General features: G+C 38.8%; 15 protein-coding genes. 5 read left to right on the forward strand and 10 right to left on the reverse strand.

Annotation, left to right across the window (positions count from 1 at the left end):
* Positions 1-2: 2 nt before the first annotated feature.
* Entirely contained in the window at positions 3-374 is a 372-nt protein-coding gene (locus J690_RS12215; protein ID WP_017481792.1) for a MerR family transcriptional regulator, read from the forward strand.
* Positions 375-477: 103 nt separating this feature from the next.
* On the forward strand, positions 478-1284 hold the full coding sequence (locus tag J690_RS12220) for an SDR family NAD(P)-dependent oxidoreductase (RefSeq protein WP_032036092.1): 807 nt from the start codon (positions 478-480) through the stop codon (positions 1282-1284).
* Positions 1285-1326: 42 nt separating this feature from the next.
* Here the strand turns inward: J690_RS12220 and J690_RS12225 are convergent, their stop codons facing one another.
* The 4 genes from J690_RS12225 to J690_RS12240 all read right to left on the reverse strand — a co-directional run bounded on the left by J690_RS12225 (position 1327) and on the right by J690_RS12240 (position 3723).
* A complete protein-coding gene (locus J690_RS12225) occupies positions 1327-1668 on the reverse strand; it encodes a GlpM family protein (RefSeq protein WP_004789991.1) in 342 nt (113 codons plus the stop codon).
* A gap of 52 nt (positions 1669-1720) precedes the next feature.
* On the reverse strand, positions 1721-2074 hold the full coding sequence (locus J690_RS12230; protein WP_032036095.1) for a DUF1304 domain-containing protein: 354 nt from the start codon (positions 2072-2074) through the stop codon (positions 1721-1723).
* 65 nt (positions 2075-2139) lie between these two features.
* Entirely contained in the window at positions 2140-3117 is a 978-nt protein-coding gene (locus J690_RS12235) for a zinc-binding dehydrogenase (protein ID WP_032036096.1), read from the reverse strand.
* 3 nt (positions 3118-3120) lie between these two features.
* Positions 3121-3723: a TetR/AcrR family transcriptional regulator gene (locus tag J690_RS12240; RefSeq protein ID WP_005804456.1), complete on the reverse strand. Its 603-nt coding sequence runs from the start codon at positions 3721-3723 to the stop codon at positions 3121-3123.
* 296 nt (positions 3724-4019) lie between these two features.
* On the opposite strand from J690_RS12240, the gene uvrA reads away from it, so the two are divergent.
* On the forward strand, positions 4020-6851 hold the full coding sequence (gene uvrA, locus J690_RS12245) for an excinuclease ABC subunit UvrA (protein WP_032036097.1): 2832 nt from the start codon (positions 4020-4022) through the stop codon (positions 6849-6851).
* A 71-nt stretch (positions 6852-6922) separates the two neighbouring features.
* On the opposite strand, the gene J690_RS12250 is transcribed toward uvrA, so the two are convergent.
* Together J690_RS12250 and J690_RS12255 are read right to left on the reverse strand one after the other, a co-directional pair.
* Positions 6923-8596, reverse strand: a complete 1674-nt coding sequence (locus J690_RS12250; protein ID WP_032036098.1) for a P-loop NTPase fold protein — start codon at positions 8594-8596, stop codon at positions 6923-6925.
* Between the two features lie 83 nt (positions 8597-8679).
* Entirely contained in the window at positions 8680-10389 is a 1710-nt protein-coding gene (locus J690_RS12255; RefSeq protein WP_032036100.1) for a GGDEF domain-containing protein, read from the reverse strand.
* Between the two features lie 1009 nt (positions 10390-11398).
* Here J690_RS12255 and omp33-36 point away from each other — a divergent pair.
* Positions 11399-12298, forward strand: a complete 900-nt coding sequence (omp33-36, locus tag J690_RS12260; RefSeq protein WP_032036102.1) for a porin Omp33-36 — start codon at positions 11399-11401, stop codon at positions 12296-12298.
* A 59-nt stretch (positions 12299-12357) separates the two neighbouring features.
* Here omp33-36 and J690_RS12265 read toward each other — a convergent pair whose 3' ends face one another.
* The 4 genes from J690_RS12265 to J690_RS12280 form a co-directional block, all read right to left on the reverse strand.
* A complete protein-coding gene (locus J690_RS12265; RefSeq protein WP_032036104.1) occupies positions 12358-14325 on the reverse strand; it encodes a BCCT family transporter in 1968 nt (655 codons plus the stop codon).
* A gap of 166 nt (positions 14326-14491) precedes the next feature.
* The gene (locus tag J690_RS12270) at positions 14492-15184 is read right to left on the reverse strand and encodes an ion channel (RefSeq protein ID WP_032036105.1); all 693 of its coding nucleotides are present in this window, start codon (positions 15182-15184) and stop codon (positions 14492-14494) included.
* A 173-nt stretch (positions 15185-15357) separates the two neighbouring features.
* Positions 15358-17073 carry a cation acetate symporter gene (locus J690_RS12275; RefSeq protein ID WP_032004976.1) on the reverse strand — a complete coding sequence of 572 codons (1716 nt, stop codon included), beginning with the start codon at positions 17071-17073 and terminating at the stop codon, positions 15358-15360.
* Position 17074: 1 nt separating this feature from the next.
* Positions 17075-17407 carry a DUF485 domain-containing protein gene (locus tag J690_RS12280; RefSeq protein WP_000372818.1) on the reverse strand — a complete coding sequence of 111 codons (333 nt, stop codon included), beginning with the start codon at positions 17405-17407 and terminating at the stop codon, positions 17075-17077.
* Between the two features lie 181 nt (positions 17408-17588).
* Here J690_RS12280 and J690_RS12285 point away from each other — a divergent pair, with 181 nt between their 5' ends.
* A complete protein-coding gene (locus J690_RS12285) occupies positions 17589-21086 on the forward strand; it encodes a hybrid sensor histidine kinase/response regulator (RefSeq protein ID WP_032036107.1) in 3498 nt (1165 codons plus the stop codon).
* The last annotated feature ends 269 nt before the right edge of the window (positions 21087-21355 follow it).

Genomic DNA, 21355 nt, shown 5'->3' on the forward strand with positions numbered 1-21355 from the left:
ATATGTATATCGGCGAATTAGCGGCTTTGACTGGTGCCACTCCTAAAGCCATTCGGCATTATGAGAAATTAGGCTTACTGCCAGTCGCAAAAAGAAAAGGCAATTATCGTATTTATGAAGAGATTGATGTTCAATCGGTTAAGATGATTCGCCTTGCACAAGCTGTTGGATTTAGCCTTTCCGAGCTTTATGACCTGTCAGCTTTAAAATATAAAAATAATCGTTTTCCTGTAGAAACTGCACAGCAGCTTATTCAAAAAAAGAACCAACAAATTATTGAGCAAAAAGAAGCTTTAAGCCGTTTGCAAAAAGATTTAAAACAACTAGAAGATGAGATTATTCAAACTTATATTACCAATAAGATTTCTGCTTAAAACAGTTTATTAAAATCTGAAAATAGCTTTCAAAATGAGTGCTTGACTCTGCCCTTAGGGACAAGGTTTATGGTAATAGCTTCTTTTATTACGGACCAATAAAATGAGCACTCACCTTTCTTCATTTAAAAATTCAACAGCATTAATCACAGGCGCATCTTCAGGAATAGGCAAAGCCTATGCACAAGAACTTGCATCTTTAGGAATTCATCTCATTTTAACGTCTCGCTCCGAACAGAAGCTAAATGATTTAGCGGATGAACTTAAAAAAAAATATAACGTGAATATTGAGGTGATCGTTTTAGATTTAGCTCAACCCAATTCAGCTCAAAGCTTATTTGATGAAGTACAAGCTAGAAAATTAACGGTAGAGATTTTAATTAACAACGCAGGATTTGGTAAATGGACTAAATTTCTAGATCAATCTGTATCTACTTATCAAGAAATGATTACGCTAAATATCAGCAGTGTATCGTCTTTATGTTATTTATTTTTGCCCCACATGCTTGCGAACAAAAAAGGCATCATGATTAATATTTCATCTACAGGTGCGTTTCAACCTCTGCCTTATATTGCTGTGTATGGGGCAACTAAATCTTATGTATTGCAATTTACTGAGGCTCTTGCAGGAGAATACGGCTCTTCAGGAGTTAAATTTCTGGCGGTTTGTCCGGGCAATACCGAAACCAATTTTACTCAGGTCGCAAATGCCGATACGAGTGGTATGAAAAGCTCTACAGTTGAGGACGTTGTGTCTGCAACGGTTAAAGCATTAGATAAGAATAAAGCAACAGTTGTGGTGGGATGTAGCAACTATTTGACGTCTCAATTGCCCCGAATTCTTTCTCGCCAAAAGATGATTAATTTAGTTGAAGGTATGCTCAAAACCCGTGTTGTTGAGCATTCATAAAAATAGTTCAATTTAAAAGATTAAGGGATTTCTCTTAATCTTTTAATGTTGAAATAGCTGCCAGCCATAAATTAAACCTGCCGCAGCCACGACCCAACATAGAGTTGCTAATCCTAGACAAGACCACATCGACATCCGTGTTGCCAGCACATAAACAGCAACTAAATAAATGGCATAGGGAATAAGTGACCATAGACCAAACAGAGCCGTTTTTTGTAATGCCTCCGCCCCTTTTTGCTGATAAACAATCACGTGAGCAATCAAAGCAAAGGTAGGAAAAAGTGGGACTAAACCTGCAATATAAAATGCCTTACTTTTCGATAAAATCGAAATAATGAGGACAACCCCAGCCCCCAGCATACACTTTAAAAATAACGCCCACATGCGCTGATCCTATCTGGTCATTTCCATTTCAAAACGCTGTATTTTGCGCTTTTTAAAGAAAATTAACAGCGACCAAAGCAATTAAAGCAGGAACTGCCTGAATATAAATAATCTTTTTGCTGGCAGTCAGACCACCATAAATACCTGCAATCAGTACACAACCTAAAAAGAAATTAGCAATTGATGTTGCAAATGGTGCATCTACCAATAAAGACCAAAACAAACCCGCCGCTAAAAAGCCATTATAAAGACCTTGGTTCTGTGCCATGACTTTGGTGAGTTTTGCTTTTTCGGCATTATTTCCAAAGGCTTTCATGCCATAAGGTTTATCCCAAAAAAACATCTCTAACACTAAAATATAGACATGTAATATTGCGATAAGCGCAATGAATATTTGCCCGATCATACAATTTTCCTTTTTATTTTAAAGATATGAAAAAAGATCAGTCTCTCGACTGATCTTTTAATGTGTTACGGTTTTAACAACACTTTGCCTTGACGAGCACCTTGCGTTGCTCTTTGAGCGGCAGTTTTAATCTCATCAAAACTAAATACACCTTCTACAGGCAGAATTAATTTTTTCTGTGTCGCTAGTGTCAGCAGCTCAACGATCAGTTCCTTTTTACGAGCTGCTGGCATTTCTTTATTGACCACACTCGCCCAGAAACCTTTTACTGTCGCTTGTTTGAAAATCAAATCGCCCGATGAAATCTGCATGGTTTCGCCAGTCATACTGCCAAACGAAACGAGCAGGCTATTTTCACTGAGTAAATTCAGCATTTCACCACTTGCTGTTCCACCAATCGAGTCCACACCAGCAATAAGAGGTTGGTCACCATGAATTTGTTCAACTTGCTCTTTCCAATTCGGCTGATCAGTCGCAACAACATGTTTAATACCTAATGCTTGCATTTCAGCAATTGCATCAGTACGACGGACCAGATTAATCACAGGTAAACCACGAGCCTGCGCAATCATGGCAACTGTTTTACCTACTGCACCATTCGCTGTGTTTTGAATGAGCCATTGACCCGGTTGAACGTTAACAAAGTCGAGTAGCATGAGGGCACTAATTGGCATACCAATCAGCTGTGCTGCTGTTTCATCATCAATTTCATTATTGAGTGGAATAAGCCCTTGTGCTGGTGCAATAAAGTATTCAGCCCAACTGCCATGCACAGCCGCAACTGCAATACGTTGCCCTACCTGTACATGAGTAACGCCTTCGCCCAACGCATCAACAATACCAACTGCCTCACTGCCACCAATCGCAGGTAAGGTTGGTTTATAGCCATAACTTCCGCGTACTGTCCATACATCATGATTATGAATTGGAGACATGATAGTTTTAATACGCACTTCGCCTGCTTTTGGTTCTGGCTTAGGCATATCCGCCTGCTCTAAAACGTCTACAGGCTCGCCAAAATTACCATGGATAATACTTCGCATTCTTTACTCCTCTATCGGTTTTATGAGTTGTTGGGTCGTTTCTAAAGCTAGATGTAGATGTGCTTTGTCTTGCGACAATTTTGTGAGTAAAGCAGCACCTAACCATAACTGATACATGACTTGCGCAGTTTTTAAAGGCTCAATATGTTTTGGAATTGATCCTTCTTGTTGCCCTTCTTTGAGTAGCAAAGCCAAACGTTGCGTTAGTTTGTGCACGCCATCATTGAGAATTTGACGCATGTCTTCTGACAAGTCAGAAACCTCTGCCGCCAACTTCACAATCAGACAGTTTTCAGCCCAACTACCGTTTACAGGATCATCAATCCATGCCTGCCATAAGGCCATTAAACGAGCATGGGCACTTTGCTCACTGCGTTGCCAAAGTTGTTCCATACGAACTTTATAATCAGCCATATATTGCTCGAGCAATGCACAGCCAAATGCCTCTTTCGAAGCAAAGTAGTGATAGAACGAACCTTTGGGTACGTCACAAGCCTTTAAGATTTCTTGTAAACCAACACCAACAAAACCTTTACGTAGTACCAGTTCAAAACTGGTATCTAGAATGTGTTGTCGTGTAGTCTCACTTTTATTTAATCGTTTCATGCAAACATCATAAACAACTATTAGACCAGTCGTCTAGTAAAGTTATGTTGCTGGTTAAAATTTGCTTAGAGTAGAAATCTGAAGTGAGGAATGTTAAAAATACAACCTGCTTAATTAAACAAATTTTGTCGATTGTCGTTTAACCGTCACAATTTGTCGCTTTAAATCATTTTGTACCACTTGAACAATTTTAAATCGTTATCATATATAGGGTCTGTTGTTTATAACCAGTCACACCTCTCTGCGACTAAGCAATCAGCACCTAAATTTTCATCAATATATAATTGAGATGTTTTATGAGCCAAAGTCATATCCGTATTCGAGGCGCACGTACCCATAATTTAAAAAATGTGTCTCTCGATATTCCACGCGACAAATTTGTGGTAATTACGGGGTTATCAGGTTCAGGAAAATCTTCTCTTGCCTTCGATACCCTGTATGCCGAAGGACAACGCCGTTACGTCGAATCGCTTTCAGCATATGCCCGTCAGTTTTTATCTCAAATGGAAAAGCCTGAAGTCGACTCGATTGAAGGTTTATCCCCAGCGATTGCCATTGAGAAAAAATCTCCCAGCCATAACCCACGTTCAACGGTTGGTACGATTACCGAAATTTATGACTATTTGCGTTTGCTTTATGCACGTGTTGGTACCCCTTACTGCCCTGAACATGACTTACCAATGGTTGCGCAAACTGTTTCTGAAATGGTCGATGCGGTAAAAACGCTTGAAGAAGGCACAGCACTTATGTTGCTTGCCCCTGTCGTTCGTGAGCGTAAAGGTGAGTACAGTAACCTGTTCGAACAACTACAAGGCCAAGGTTTTGTTCGTGCCCGTGTGGATGGCGAAATCATTGATATTGATACACCACCAGAACTCGACAAAAAGAAAAAACATACCATTGAAGTTGTAGTTGACCGCTTTAAAGTACGTGAAGACTTAGGTAACCGTATTGCAGAATCATTTGAAACCGCACTACGTTTAGGTGGCGATATTGCAGTTTTATCATGGATGAATGGCGAACACCCAGATCGCGTCTTTTCTGCAAAACACTCGTGTCCTGAATGTGATCGCGCTGTCGCAGAGCTTGAGCCACGTTTGTTTTCATTTAACAACCCGTTCGGTGCCTGCCCTGTTTGTGATGGTTTAGGTACACGCAGTCATTTTAGTTCTGAAAAGCTCATTCCAAATCCTGACCTTGCAATTAGTGAAGGGGCTATTCGTGGATGGGATCGTCAGCGTCCATATTATTATTCGATGCTGCAAAAAGTTGCCGATCATTTTGGTTTAAAACTTGATACGCCTTGGAATCAGCTAGATAAAGATACTCAAAAGAAATTCTTACAAGGTACGGGCAAAGAAAAAGTTGATTTAAGCTATATCGACGAACGTGGCCGCAAACACACTCGCGTGCAACCATTTGAAGGAATTTTGCCGCACCTTGAACGTCGTTACCGTGAAACTGAAAGTAACTATGTACGTGATGATTTAGCTCAGTACCTTTCTAATGCAGCGTGTGATGCATGTGATGGTTCACGTCTTAATGAAATTTCACGTCATGTTCGTGTGAAAGACAAAACCATTGCTGACATTACCTGCATGTCGATTGGTGATGCTGAAAGCTACTATCAAGGCTTAAACCTTGAAGGTGCTAAAGGCGAAATCGCAGATAAAATCTTTAAAGAGATTCGAGAGCGTTTACATTTCTTGGTGAGTGTGGGACTTAACTATTTAAGTCTAGCTCGCTCTGCCGAAACCCTATCTGGTGGTGAAGCACAGCGTATCCGTTTAGCTTCGCAGATTGGTGCAGGTTTAATGGGCGTCATGTATGTGCTTGATGAACCTTCAATTGGTCTACATCAACGCGATAATGATCGTTTATTGCAAACGCTCATTCGCTTACGTGATTTAGGTAACACGGTATTAGTCGTTGAACACGATGAAGATGCAATCCGTGCTGCTGACCATATTATTGATATCGGTCCAGGCGCTGGTGTACACGGAGGTGTGATTATTGCCGAAGGTACTTATGATGAATTGGCTAAACATGCTGATTCTCTTACAGGACAGTATCTCTCTGGCAAACTCAAAATTGAAGTACCCAAAAAACGGACTCAATCACCACGTCCAGATGAGGTCATCAAACTCTCTGGGGCAAGTGGTCACAACTTAAAAAATGTCGATTTAACGATTCCGCTCGGCATTATGACTTGTGTGACTGGCGTTTCAGGTTCGGGTAAATCGACGTTGATTAACCGCACACTACTTCCATTAGCAGCGACACAGCTTAACGGTGCAACGACTTTAACAGCCGAGAAGTTTGACTCAATTGATGGGCTTCAACATCTAGATAAAGTTGTTGATATTGACCAAAGCCCGATTGGCCGTACACCGCGTTCTAACCCAGCGACTTATACAGGGTTATTTACGCCAATCCGTGAGTTATTTGCTCAAACCCCAGAAGCGAAAGCGCGTGGTTATAGTGCGGGTCGTTTCTCGTTTAACGTAAAAGGCGGACGCTGTGAAGCCTGTGAAGGCGACGGCATGATTAAAGTCGCAATGCACTTCTTACCAGACATGTATGTTCCATGCGATGCATGTCATGGCAAACGTTATAACCGTGAAACGCTTGAAGTCGGCTATAAAGGCAAAAACATTTCTGATGTTCTAGAAATGACTGTCGAAGATGCTGCTGAATTCTTTAGTGCCATTCCAGTCATCCACCGCCGCTTAGAAACCTTAACTCAGGTGGGCTTAGGCTATATTCGTTTAGGTCAAGCAGCTACGACCTTATCGGGTGGTGAAGCGCAACGTGTAAAACTTGCACGTGAGTTAGCAAAACGAGATACGGGTAAAACTTTATATATCTTGGATGAACCAACAACAGGTCTACATTTCCATGATATTGCCAAGTTACTCGATATTTTGCATGAGCTACGTAACAAAGGTAATACCATTGTGGTGATTGAACATAACCTTGATGTGATTAAAACAGCCGATTGGGTTGTCGACTTAGGTCCTGAAGGTGGTTCGGGCGGTGGTATGATCATTGCCGAAGGTACACCTGAACAAGTGGCAGAAGTTGAGATTTCCCATACTGGCCGCTTCTTAAAACCAATGTTGAAGTAATTTTCTGACTCCTTTTCTTCTAACTTCGTTCTTTAATGTGTGAGGTTAGAAGAAAATGGATAATAAATTCTTTAAGTCTTTGTCATTAAATGATTTTCAATAATATCCTGCATATATCTTTTTTTAAATTCTGATTCCTGACCAATTTTCTGTAGAACCCTTACAATTATTGAATCTATAGAATCATCTTCCCTTGTTATTAAATATAATCTTTTTAAATACTGTATTAGGCTATCATTTCCTTCAATGAAAAAAGTTTCCTGATAAATTTCTTCAGTCAAATATTTAAACCATTCATCAAATGAAAATTTTCGTAACTGATCCTTATCATTTTCACTTTTAAAATTACCCCACTTTAAAAAATAAGACGCGATCTCACTTAAAGTTTTTTCTTCAACATGATTTTTAGCTAGATCATCAATATATCTATAAAAAATATTACTTTCATAACCCCATAATTGTCGCTCTTTATTTGCATGTGTAATCGATCTTGATAAGTCTGAGTGAATATAGCTTATGATTCCTGCTTTAAACTGTTCAGCTTTATCGTAAGTCGGTAAATATTTATGCAGAATTTCATACATAAATGCAGAATTGTGAAATCCCTCTATTGCTAAATATTTAACCTCTAATGAAGCAATGTATTCAAGATCCTTCTCATCTAACTCCAAATCATGTCGTTTTTCAAAAATCCTCCAAATCTTATTCCTAATATTTTGATTTTCATCAGAAATTAACTCAGAATTAGCTAACCTATTTAATTCATTAAAATTAATAATATCTCGCTGCTCGAACCATTTTTTAAATTCGATTAACCACTCGTCCTCACGATTGAATGAGTAAGATATATTTTGTAATTTTTCATAAATTTGTTTCTTTATAGGGCTCCAAGCTTCTCTCTCCTTTTCGGTAACATATTTACAATCATCCCAACTATATTCAAAGTTTGGAAAATCTTGAATTAAGTAACCTTGTAAAATCCGAATTAAGATAATTTCTTTTGTTGAATAGGCAATATCTTTTGTTAGCTCAGTAAGAAAGTGTCGAAATAATTTAATCACTTTTTGAAAGAAGCGAAAATTATGAATTTCTAATTTTTCAGCAAAATCAATCATTAGGTTAATTAATTTCTCATCGATACCTTTAGTATTCTCCCGAATCAAAGGTTCAACAGAGTTTAAGATTATTGTTTCATCAACTAACTTCTCTTTGTAATCACCATATTTATTCTTATTTTCAGCCTCTGTTTTATCTTCATCTAAGATCAAAATAATTTGACAATTTTTTTCTAATTTTAGATAGTTTGCCAAACCCATAACATCTTTAATATCTAATTTATCAGACATTCGCTCGAAGTCATCAAAGCAAATGATGGCATCTTTGACCTGATTAAACATCAAACTATCAAAAATTTTGGTAGGAATACTCAAACCAAAGTGTGAAACTCTTGTATCTTTAAAAATAGAAGGTAATCCTCGAATCCATCTAGGAATTTCTAAAGTGGAATGATTATTTTCGATATTGCAATAAATATGCGTTTTCAAATCACTCAATGACTGAAGACCAAATAATGATACGTATACATATTTCTTTTTAAAGTTATCCCTTTCTATAAACTTTTTCCAAAAAAAAGTCTTACCAACTCCCCAAGGTCCTGTAATAGCAATTGCTGTACCAATTTTTTCATTTTTGATATTAGTTTCTAATAATTCTTTTAATCTTTGTTCTTTATCTAATATATTCATAATTCAGTATATTTCAAACCAATAGATATCTAATAAACCACAGATAATTTGATTTTTCAAAATAAGGTCCATAAGGGTTTGATCTACCCCTCAACTGCATTCCGACCTCGGGCCTTAGCTCTTAATAGTGAACGGTCAGCTTTCTCTAAAAGATCTATCCAACTCGACGCGCCTATGGCAAAACCAATACTGACAGAGACATGCAATTTTTCATCTGAACCAGATAAACAAATTTCTTCTAAAGAAATCGCAATCCGAATTTTCTCTGCTAAAAGTCGAGCATCTACAAATTGTACTTGCTCTAATAATATTAAAAATTCATCCCCCCCATAACGAACAATTAAATCCGAACTTCGAATATTTTGCTTTAATTGCTCGGCAATACTGACAATGACGCGATCACCTACAATATGGCCGTATTGGTCGTTCACCTGTTTAAAACGATCTATATCGATAATCATTAAACAGGTTTGCGTAAATTTTTGAGGGTAACTTTCAACAATTTTTAAATATTCAGATAAAGCTAAACGATTGGAGACTCCGGTGAGTGGATCAGTATTGGCAATATTCTTTAACTGAAATTCAAAAGCGTCCCGTTGTTGCAACATACGTTGTAATCGGTCAATTGCTTCGAATAAGGAAAAAAATTCACCTTTGGTGGCGACATTCATCTCATCTTTACAATGATCAGAACTATGCGATAAATCTAAAATTAAAGTTCTCGCTTTAATTAAAGGCGAAAATACTCGTCTTTGCGCATATATCAGAGTAAGTAATGCAGTGGCCAAAGAAATTAGAGAAATAAATAAAGTTAAAAAGAAACCATTTCGAGCAATTGCATTTTCTTGAGTGGCAATGACTACACTCTCATTAAGAATATAACTCTGCAAATCAACCACCGTAGTAAATTTGCCTACGATTGCTTCAGTTAACTGTGTACCACTTAAAAAATATGGTTCGCCCTTTTGACTTTCTTCTAATAGCCTTTCTACAATCGGTATACCCTGGTCTATAAACTCTGCTTTCACTCTAGAATATAAGCGACGGTATTCTGGAGTTTTTGCCTGTTCAGGCTGTAAGGTATCGACCAAAATCCATAAATATCTAGCTTGATGTTGAGTTTGTAATGAACGTGCACGATTATTACTTGGAATCTCTTCATTAAAACTGACGGGAGCAATAATGTTAGATGCCATACGCCCAGCCTGATCACGCATATCAGTCAGCACAATAATAAGCGTAAAATAATTAGAAATGCGGCTGTCTTTACTTTTTAACTGCAACATTAGTTTTTGCAGTATTTCCCTACAATTATCCCATGCGCCAAACATTCCTAAAATGGCATTATCCAGTTGAACAGAAGTTCTTGCTGTATATGGAGTTTCACCGTAATAATCAACGACACGTCGGGCTTGTCTAAGATTTTCTTTAAAATTGGTTTGGAGCTCATTGGCTAAGGAAACATAACCAGCTTGTTTTAAAATTAAAATGCTTGTATCAATTTGCGCATCAACGATTAAACGAAACTTTTTTAGTTCTTGCTGATTTTTTACCAAATCATGAGGACCACTCGACATCATTTTATTAGCAGGAGCACGTTCCTTAGAAACTTTATAGGCAATATCGGCTATTGCTCTTAAACTTTTTATTTCAGCTAGGGCTTGTCTAGTTTTTATATAATCCTGATAGCTTCCCACAATAAGAGGTACTGCCATGAATAATAAGGATAAAATAATAACCAGCATAAAAAAGAACAGTCGATTACTAATATGCTCTGAACGTAATCCTGACATTTCTAGCTGGTACTCCGTAAATGTCCTGCCATTTTTAATACGATATAAATTAGGCTTAAATCCATCCTAGCATTTTAATAACTAAAATTTCATCATTAACCCCTTCATTTCTTTTTTAATAATTATACGATCCCTAAATTTTGTCAGCTTAAATAACAAATGAATCGAAAAATTGAATGCTTTTTATAAAAAAACTCTATTTTACAGATTAAAGATTTTTAATCATGATAGTAAAAACAGTATTTACTTGTCCTCTTGGATGCCTCTCCCAGCATCCACTGCCCAGCTTTAAGCTGGGCTCTTTTTGGCCTCTTATTTTTTCAATAAAATTCACATAACTCTTATTTTAATTTTTAGATTTTCTTACAGATAAAAAAAAGCTCAACCTTGGGGAAAGCTGAGCTCGTAAAATCTGATGTGTTCTACACATCGTATCTGGGCAAGCACTTTAAATCCTAAAAAACGTTAGGCAGTGAACTTTGCAATCGAATTATGTGATTTACTTCTACCTTTGTAAAGTTGATTAAATTAATCAGGATTAAAATTTTAATCGTTTTTTCAACTTAAAATAGAGATTTCTTTTATTTTATTCACTTATATAATAATTAAGAATAGTTAAATTTTTTAGTTAAACTAATCCAAATATTGTTAACTATTCCTCAAAATAAAACGAATTTGACAATAAAATGGCGATTTTTTATTCATATTGTAAACACAGCTATATTTTTGTGAATGTTAAAACCGATTAATGCAATCTATTTTTCCAATCACAATTGTAATATCTTTTTAACATTTACTTCTTAATTCTTAATGAAATATAATTATTAGCTTATTGTAAATGTTCATTTTTTTATCAGGTTGACAAACCACTTTTCATTTGATTAGTTTTTCACCAATTTTAACATAAGTGTCAAATATCTTTAACATTACCTTTTCTAGATTATTGACTTCATAAATTGTTACAATACAATGACCCCAGCTTTATCTCTTGTTAATGCTGGAAATGATTATGAAAAAACTTGGTTTAGCCACTGCTGTATTATTAGCCATGACCGGTGCTCATGCTTATCAATTTGAAGTTCAAGGTCAATCTGAATATGTTGACACAACTGCAAACGATAAAAACTTCACTGGTGACGTTGCTGGTACATTCTATTTAAAAAATGTTGATACCGCTAAGGGTCCTTTAGCTGAAGCAGCTTTCTTGAACCAAGCTTCTAGCGTATCTTTAGGTTATAGCTACCAACAGTATGACCAAAACAACTTAAACTACCACGTAGGTACATACGGTGTTAAAGGTGAGGCTTACGTTCCTACTCCTTACCTTCCTGTATATGCTAGCGCAACTTATAACCACACTGATGTTGATGGTAAAAACAACTTCTCTCATGATGACAACGGCGACCGTTATGCATTAGAAGTTGGTGCTATGTTGTTACCTAACTTCTTGATGACTGTTGGTTATACAAGTGTTGCTAACCAATTCGCTTTAGATAACTTCGGTATCATCAGCAACGGTATCTACACTGCTGCGAACCAAACTGCTGCGATTCAAGACGACCAAGATGCTGTTACAGCTCGTGCTAAATATGTAGGTCCAATCGATGGAACTAACATGGCAATTGGTTTTGAAGCTGCTGGTGCTTTCGGTCAAGAAAACCAATACGGTTTGAAAACTGACCTTTACTTAACTCCTAAGTTAAGCGTTGGCGCTTCTTTCGTTGGTAACGATGGTTCAGCTGACATCAAAGGCAATGACCTTGGTGAATTCCGTCAAGCTTGGGGTGGTAACGTAAACTACTTCATTACTCCAGCTGTAGCAGTTGGTGCATCGTACATGAAAGCTGACGTTAAAAAGTCTAGCTACGATACACAAACTATCGGCTTAAATGCTAAATTCCGTTTCTAATTTAATTTAGAAATCGAATTAAAAAAGGACTCGATTGAGTCCTTTTTTTACAGCTAAATTTAGCTTCGTACAATATTTAAGAAATATAAATGGCGTTCATATTGATCAATAATGTCTTGGATCAAATCTTCTTGAGTCCAATCCATTACATCATAGTTCTGCCCACCCTCTCTTAAAAATACTTCGGCTTGGAAATATTGCCCATCTTCGGCTTCAGTACGTCCAATTAAAAAACTTGGTGGCACTGTTTCACGTGAAACAACTTTATAAATAAAATTAATTTCATTGTGATGATCGACTCGAAGCTGCATCCCATCCTCAAGTTGAGTAATTGAAACTTCTAACTGACGGCGTCTAAATTCATGTTTGATATTTTCAAACGCACGAGCCACTTGTTTTTCGATATATTCTCTAACCTCTTCTTCACTATGAGGATAGTGCATGATTAAACCTAGCCGCTGTTGCCAGCTTCTTGGATTATGAATGGCACGTGGGGTAATTCGAGCTTCCTGAATTGCTTGCATTTTCGTGACATCAAGATGCAATGCTTTTATTAATCCCCAACTCATGAACAGCATAACCACAGTAAATGGCAATGCGCTCATAATGATTGAAGATTGAAGCGCAGCCAAACCACCGACTAACAATAAAATAATGGCGAGTACAGCCATCAGTACTGTCCAGAACAAACGCTGCCAAGTTGGTGAATTTTCAGTTTTTGCAGTTAAGTAGTCCGTCACCAATGCCCCTGAGTCAGCAGAAGTCACAAAGAATAAAACGACTAAAACGGTAGCCAAAATATTCATGACACCTGACCACGGTAAGTGTCCTAAAAACTCGAATAGAGCTACTGATGAGTCTTGCTGAACAGCCTGAATGAGAGTGGTTTGATGTTCATGAATAATGCTAAATAATGCAGCGTTTCCTAAAAAGCCCATCCAGATAATGGTAAAGCCTGTCGGGATGAGGAGAACCCCTACAATAAATTCTCGAATGGTACGACCACGTGAAACCCTTGCGATAAACATACCCACAAATGGCGACCAAGAAATCCACCAAGCCCAATATAAAATTGTCCAACCACCAATCCATCCATTCGGCTGATAAGCGTATAAATTGAAGGTCATGGTAAAAAGATTAGAGATATATTGCCCAGTGTTTTGAATAGTAGTCTGGAGTAAATAAATACTAGGACCAGCAATAAAAACAAAGGCTAATAATATTAACGCTAAGACTAAGTTTAGCTCTGATAAGCGTTTCACCCCTTTATCTAGACCTAAGAACACAGACAAGGAAGCTAAAATGCTCACAAAAATAATCAGTAATACTTGAATATGGGTGCTTTGCTCGACACCGAACAAATAATGTAAACCCGAGTTAATCTGGGTAACGCCAAACCCGAGAGAAGTTGCTACACCAAATACCGTACCAATGGTCGCGAATATATCGATGCTGTCGCCCCAAGGCCCATAAATCTTTTTACCAATGAGAGGATAAAGGGCTGAACGGGTCTTTAACGGTAAATTATGTCGATAAGCAAAATAAGCCAATGCCAATCCGACCACTGCGTAAATAGCCCACGCATGTAACCCCCAGTGGAAGAAGGTCACCCTTAATGCTTGCTGTGCCGCCTCAATAGTCTGAGCATCTCCACTCGGTGGATTAACATAATGCATGACAGGTTCGGCAACTCCGAAGAACATGAGACCGATACCCATCCCTGCTGTAAAAAGCATGGCAAACCAAGACCCATTATTATATTCAGGCTGACTATGGTCAGGTCCTAATTTAATTCGACCTATTGAAGAACAGGCGATATAAATTAATAAGATGAGAAAGAAGGCTACAGATAAAACATAAAACCAGCTAAATGAATCGGTGATCCATTGTTTTAATTGCTGCGTTAGAAGTTCAAAAGAACTCGGGGCGATCACAACAACTGCCAAAAACAAAGCAATGATAATGACCGTACCAAAAAATACGTTAGGATTAACGTTTGCGAACCAACCTGGTTGTTTGGAAGGCATAACTCCTCCATGTTATTTTAATGAAAAGTGACAGGCATAAAGCCAATAAAGACATTCACAGAATGAACAAAGTTAAATCTTTCAATAGAGAAAGCCGATAATACTTTAAATAAACTTAAATAATATTGCAGTTACAAAGGTGTAAAAAATTAAAACACCTTCTCCTTTATTTGTCAGAATCCTTCTTTGTTGGATGGGCAATGTACTGTAGAGCAATTAAACGTGTGACAATCAAAGCAAGATACATCACACCACAAAACATTTGTAGCATGGCCAAAACGCGTGCTGGTGGACTAAGCGGCATTAAATCAGATAAGCCTGTTGCTGACTGTAAGCTAAAGCTTAAAAACAGTAGATCTAACCAAGTCTGCAAATGATGAACATTGTTTGGATTTTGGAAGCTAGCCGGAATCAATAGCTGACAAATGTTGTAGAGGAATGCAAAGCCCCAAGCAAGCAAAGTAAAAACCGCGGCGGCTGCAAATAATTCATCTCTTGTTAAATATCGATCAGCAAACATATAACGAAATAAACCGTAAGCAGCCGAAAAGTAAGCTAGCGCTTCACAGCTATGGGCAAAAATCTGGATCGTTAAATTGTTATAGCCTAATAAAATAAAGACTGAGGATATAATCGCTCCACTGACAAAAGTTAATCCCAGAAAAGTAAACATTGGGGTTTGACGAATGACCTTGGCAATAATAAGTAAGGCAAGCACTCCTAAAGCCCACGTTAGGGTCCGGTAAAATACATCATGAAAAGTGAGCATGGCCAAAATGAGTAGGATAAATTGCACAAGCAGCAGCCATGCAGAAGGTAGCAGTCGAAAGCTCGCCCAGAATTCCATAATAGATCGCATTTAATTATTTTCCTTTTTCATTATGTTTTGAATTATAGGAAATCATACTGTACAAAAAATAGGACAAACAAGTTGTTCTTTATTAAAGAGCTTCTTTCACTTTAATGTATGAGATCAACAAAAAAAGCCCCGCAGGGCTTTTAATGAAAATAGATATTTAATCCATTTTGATTTTAGTGATCTGAGGCACCAGAAGCACCGATACCTGTCATTGAACGAACGTATTGGGCATCGAATGCAGCACGCTCTTTTTTAGCACGTGCAGAGTTGTCAGTCACCGAGAAGAACCAACAGCAAAGGAATGACAATGGCATAGCAAATAATGCAGGACCATTGAATGGGTTAACTGGTGTATCAGAGATTTTTAAAGTATCTACCCAAACCGCTTTAGACAGAACAATAAGGACTACCGCTGTTACAAGACCAACCACACCACCGATAACTGCACCACGAGTAGTTAAACCTTTCCAGAACATTGAAAGAACAAGAATTGGGAAGTTTGCACAACATGCCACAGAGAACGCTAAGCCCACCATGAATGCTACGTTTTGCTTTTCAAACAAGATACCCAAAATCATGGCAAAGATTGCTAAACCAAGTGTCGCAATTTTTGACATACGAAGTTCTGAAGCTGGAGTCGTTTGACCTTTCTTGAATACGTTAGCGTATAAGTCGTGTGAGATTGCAGATGCACCTGAAAGTGTTAAACCAGCAACAACAGCAAGAATCGTTGCGAACGCTACTGCTGAAATGAAGCCCATGAATAAGTCACCGCCTAAAGCGTCACTTAAATGCACGGCTGCCATGTTATTACCACCAACAAGCTCAAGCTTGCCTGATACTGCCATTTTCGCAACATCAAGGAACTGTGGGTTGTTTGATACGAAAAGGATCGCACCGAAACCAATAATGAAAGTTAAAAGATAGAAGTAACCAATGAAACCTGTCGCAACCACAACTGATTTACGCGCTTCTTTTGCATCTTTTACAGTGAAGAAACGCATAAGAATATGTGGAAGACCCGCTGTACCAAACATGAGTGCCAAGCCAAGAGATAATGCATCAATCGGGTTTGCGGCAAGTTTACCTGGACCCATAATTTTTGCAGCTTCCTCAAAGCTTACGCTGTGAACTTTACTGAATACTTCAATTGATTGAGTGAACATGTTGCTGAAGCTGAAACCAACCGCTTTCATCACCATGAATGCCATGAAAGTCGCACCACTAAGCAACATAACCGCTTTAATGATCTGTACCCATGTTGTTGCCAACATGCCACCAAAGATCACATATGCCATCATTAATAGACCAACGATGACAACAGCGATGTTGTAGTTCAAACCAAATAGTAATTTGATGAGCTGGCCCGCGCCTACCATTTGAGCGATCAAGTAGAATGCTACAACAACAAGCGAGCTCAAGGCAGCTAAGGTACGGACTGGTTTTTCTTCAAGACGGAATGACACTACATCTGAAAGGTTGTATTTACCAAGGTTACGTAAACGCTCTGCAACCAAGAATAAAACGATTGGCCAACCTACCATAAACCCAAGAGAATAAAGTAAGCCATCAAAACCCGAACTAAACACCATCGCGGAAATACCGAGGAAAGATGCTGCTGACATATAGTCACCGGCAATTGCCAATCCGTTTTGGAAACCGCTGATTCCGCCCCCTGCGGTATAGAAATCTTGTGCTGATTGAGTTTGCTTTGCCGCCCACTTAGTAATAAACAAAGTGAAACCAACAAAGATGACAAACATGATGATAGCGTGCCAGTTGGTGGCTTGCTGTTCGGCTTCACCCAAATCTGGACCAGCCATAGCAACAGTTGAATATAGCGATGCTGCTGCCAATAAGGCTTTCGCTTTTAATGAATTCCATTTCATATTAGTGTAATCCTTTCTCATGCGTGATGGCTTCAACTTCCTTCAACGCTTCTTCACTCAACTGGTCAAGGGTGTTGTTTGCGATATAGGAATACACGCCACACAGTAGGAAAGATAAAACAATAATTCCTAAGCCTAGTGGAATACCCCATGTCGTTACACCACCACTAAATGAACTCATTAAAAATTCTTTGTTGTAGCCAACAAGTAGCATAAAGCCCACATAAAGCACTAACATAATGATTGTGAGCGTCCAGCTTAATGCACTTTTTTTCTTGACCATCTTTTGAAACTTTGGATTGCGTAGAATCTGTTCTACTTGGCTTTGATCCATAACCAAACTCCTTGCCTGTGCCCAACCTTGGTCACTTTTTTAATAGTAGTTTCTCATTATTAAAATTAGCAAAATAACGTGTAATTCGTAACTTAGACTTTGGTCGTTAAAATTTAATCAATTTATAGCTTTGTTTCTGCTTGCGGTATGATAGGCGCAAGGTTTTAATCATGTAGGTCATATGAACAGCTGGCTGATTATCGGGGTACTCACTCTTTATATAGCACTCTTATTCATTTGTGCTTTTTTTGGCGAGAAGCATGCTAGTCGCCTGAGTACACGTGGTCGGATGTTCTTATTTAGTTTGACCTTAGGTGTTTACTGTTCATCTTGGACATTTTACGGTGCAACCGGAGCTGCCGTCCGAGAAGGCGTCATTTTCTTACCTATTTATTTAGGTCCGCTGTTATTTGTTTGGTTTGGTTACGATATCTGGCGACGTTTAGGCCGAGTACGTCAGCACCACGCGATTTCCTCAATTGCCGACTTTGTTGCTGCGCGTTATGGCAAAAGCGGGGTATTGGCATCGCTGGTTACGATCTTGGCAGTTGTTGCGATTATTCCCTACCTCGCCCTACAGTTACGCGCAATTGCCTTAAGCACATCAGTCATATTAGAGCAAAATGCTCATATTCATACGACCACCAATAGCGTTTTGCTTTTAACCAGTGTCCTTGCGATCTTAGCCATGATCTTCGGTACAAGGCAAATTGCAAACACCGAACAGCATGGCGGCCTCATGTTAGCCGTTGCATTTGAATCTTTTGTAAAATTATTCGCCCTAATCTGTGTCGCTTTATTTTTTATTTTTGAAGCACCCGCGAACTTAGTACAAGTTTCGGCCGACGTAAACCAAACCTTCCAAGAAGTTCAGTTATTTGGGGTACCTGAAACGTTCTGGATTCAGACATTATTGGCAGGTCTCGCAATTATCTGTTTACCCCGTCAATTTCATGTGGCTGTTGTCGAATTACGCGATGAAAAGCACATTCGCGGTGCACGTAAATGGTTTGCGGCTTATCTCATTTTAACGATTTTAGCTATTATCCCGATTGCAAGCTGGGCTTTGCATGCAGCGCCAAAATTCCTAACTGTGCCTGATGTGGCAGTACTCTCATTACCATTGAGTTATAACCAAGAATGGTTAGCCCTACTGGCCTTTTTAGGTGGGTTCTCTGCCTCAACAGGCATGTTACTGGTGTCATCAGTTGCATTATCTATCATGCTCAGTAACGACTTGATTATGCCCGCACTATGGCGTTTTAAGCTGCTATCACGTCACGATAAACATTTACCTAAAGTTCTTAAATTCAGCCGTCGTATTAGTATTGTCGCGGTGATGTTACTTGGCTTTTTATTCTTCCATTTCTTTAATGATATTAACCAGCTTTCAGTATTTGGTTTATTGGCATTTAGTGCGGTTGCTCAATTCGCTCCTGCACTAATTGGTGGATTGTATTGGCGAGGTGGAAGTCGCCAAGGCGTTTATGCAGGTCTTATTGTTGGATTCTTAATGTGGAGTTACACATTACTATTTCCAACCATCTTACGTAGTTTGCCGGAAGCCTATCAAGAAACAGCCCAAAGTATTTTGCTTTTTGGTCCTTTGGGAATTAATGCATTACGTCCAGAATCACTTTTTGGCTTTGAGTCATTTGCACCTTTAACCCACGGCGTTATTTGGTCGCTTGGTTTAAATATTGTTTTATATATTTGGATTTCTAAACTTTACCGCCCAAGTGTGGCAGAACAAATTCAGGCAGAAAGCTTTTTTTATTATGAAACTAAGCCCCTGCCATCACCGCATACCTCTACCGATTTAACTTATTTACCGCACGATGCTGCACGTTTAAAAGTAGGCGATTTATTTGCGCTTGCTAAAAGAATTACGGGTGAGCAACCCACAACACAAGCGTTCGAGAACTTTTGTGAACAAAATCATCTCACGCTCAACCCGAATAGTATCGCCAATGGCATGTGGTGGCGATTCACCGAACAATATCTAGCTGGCATTATCGGCGCAGCCTCTGCCCGTACTTTGCTCACTACAGCAATGATCAATAATGGTCTGGCATTAGGCCAAGTCGCCAATATTTTAGACCAAGCCTCGCAATGGCAACGTTTCAATCAAAATTTGCTGATGACCATGATTGACCACATGACCCAAGGGGTAAGTGTGGTTGATAAAAACATGTGTTTGGTGGCTTGGAATAACCAATATTTAAAACTATTTGGCTACCCTAAAGATTTAGTTTATGTGGGTTGTCCAATTGCCGATCTGATTCGTTATAACGCTGAACGCGGCGAATGTGGCCCTGGTTCAGTCGAAGAACATGTTCGTAAACGCTTACACTGGATGAAAGTCGGAAGTGCGCATGAATTTGAACGAATCCGTAAAGACGGACGCGTTATTCAAATGCGCGGTAATCCTATTTCAGGTGGTGGCTTTGTGACTACCTTCGCCGACATTACGGCTTTCCGTGCGAATGAGGCAATACTGGAAGCCCGTGTAAAAGACCGAACCCAACAACTTGCCGATGCCTTAACCGAGCAACAGCTCGCGCGCGAACAAGCCGATATGGCCAATATGTCAAAAAGCCGCTTTATTGCTGCGGCAAGTCATGACTTATTACAACCTATGCACGCTGCTCGTCTGTTTAGTACGGTTCTTGAACAAAGCATTGCGACCGAAGAAGATCGTCAAACTTTGCAACAACTTGACCGTGCTCTATATGGTGCAGAAAGTATGCTCTCTGCCCTGCTCGATATTGCACGTTTGGAAGGCGGTACCATACAGCCAAAAAGACAGCCTTATCCTCTGCACGATTTATTAAGCGACCTTGAACTACAGTTTAAGTCGATTGCTGCACAGCGAAATATTTCATTAAAAGTTCACGATGTATCATTCTGGATTGACACAGATCCACAGTGGATACGACGCATTATTCAAAACTTTGTAAGTAATGCTTTACGATATACAGCCAAAGGCCGAGTGATTGTTGGTGTATTACGTTCAGCACAAAAACCTGGACACATTCGAATTGGTGTCTGGGATACAGGTCCCGGAATTGCCGAAGAGCAACGTATTAAACTATTTCAAGAATTCGAACGCTGTGGGCATTTATCACCGTGGGGTGAGCAAGGTTTAGGTTTGGGTCTTGCTATTGTGCAACGCATGACTGGTTTGTTGAATTATCCAGTCCATGTCTATTCACAACTCGATAAAGGCTCCTGCTTTATGATTGAGGTTCCGGTGGTAGAAGCTCCAAAAATAATAACCCCAACCGTACAGGCAGTACCTTTAAAAACCAAAGCCTATCGGATTTTATGTTTAGACAATGATGAAACCATTCTTGAGGGTATGAGTAGCTTATTAGGTCGATGGGGGTATGAGGTTTTTAAAGCCACTGAACCGGAACAAGCACTTGAAATTATTCAAAAAGAAAATATTCAAGTCTGGCTTATCGATCAGCATTTAAATAACAACCAACTCGGTGTCGATTTTATTTTGCAAAATCGTCAACATGATGTTCCTGTTGCTTTAATTACTGCTGACTCTCATCCTGAGTTACCTCAACAATTGAAAGAGCTGAATATTGTTTTACTCAAAAAACCACTTAAGCCTGCTTCTCTAAGAGCATGGTTATCGGGACTTAAAATTGCCAGTGAGGTAGATTAAATATTTTCTGTCCCAAACCTTTTAATAAATTTGGGAGAGATTTTTGGCAAAAATTATTGGCCTAATTTAAGCCAATAGGCAGAACTGCTCAAAAAGTCTACTTTTGTTGATTAAATAATTGGCCAAACTTTCCAATAGTCCTTTTTCTATGGCAAAGCTCACCTTTTTTGTAAGTGAACACTTGTACACTTAGTTACAATTTCATAAGCTACTGTTTTTTAAAATTATAATTAGACAAAAACAACCATATACGACTTTAGTCGTATTCT

It is taken from the genome of Acinetobacter sp. 742879 (assembly GCF_000588535.1).
GTDB classification, from domain to species: domain Bacteria; phylum Pseudomonadota; class Gammaproteobacteria; order Pseudomonadales; family Moraxellaceae; genus Acinetobacter; species Acinetobacter pittii.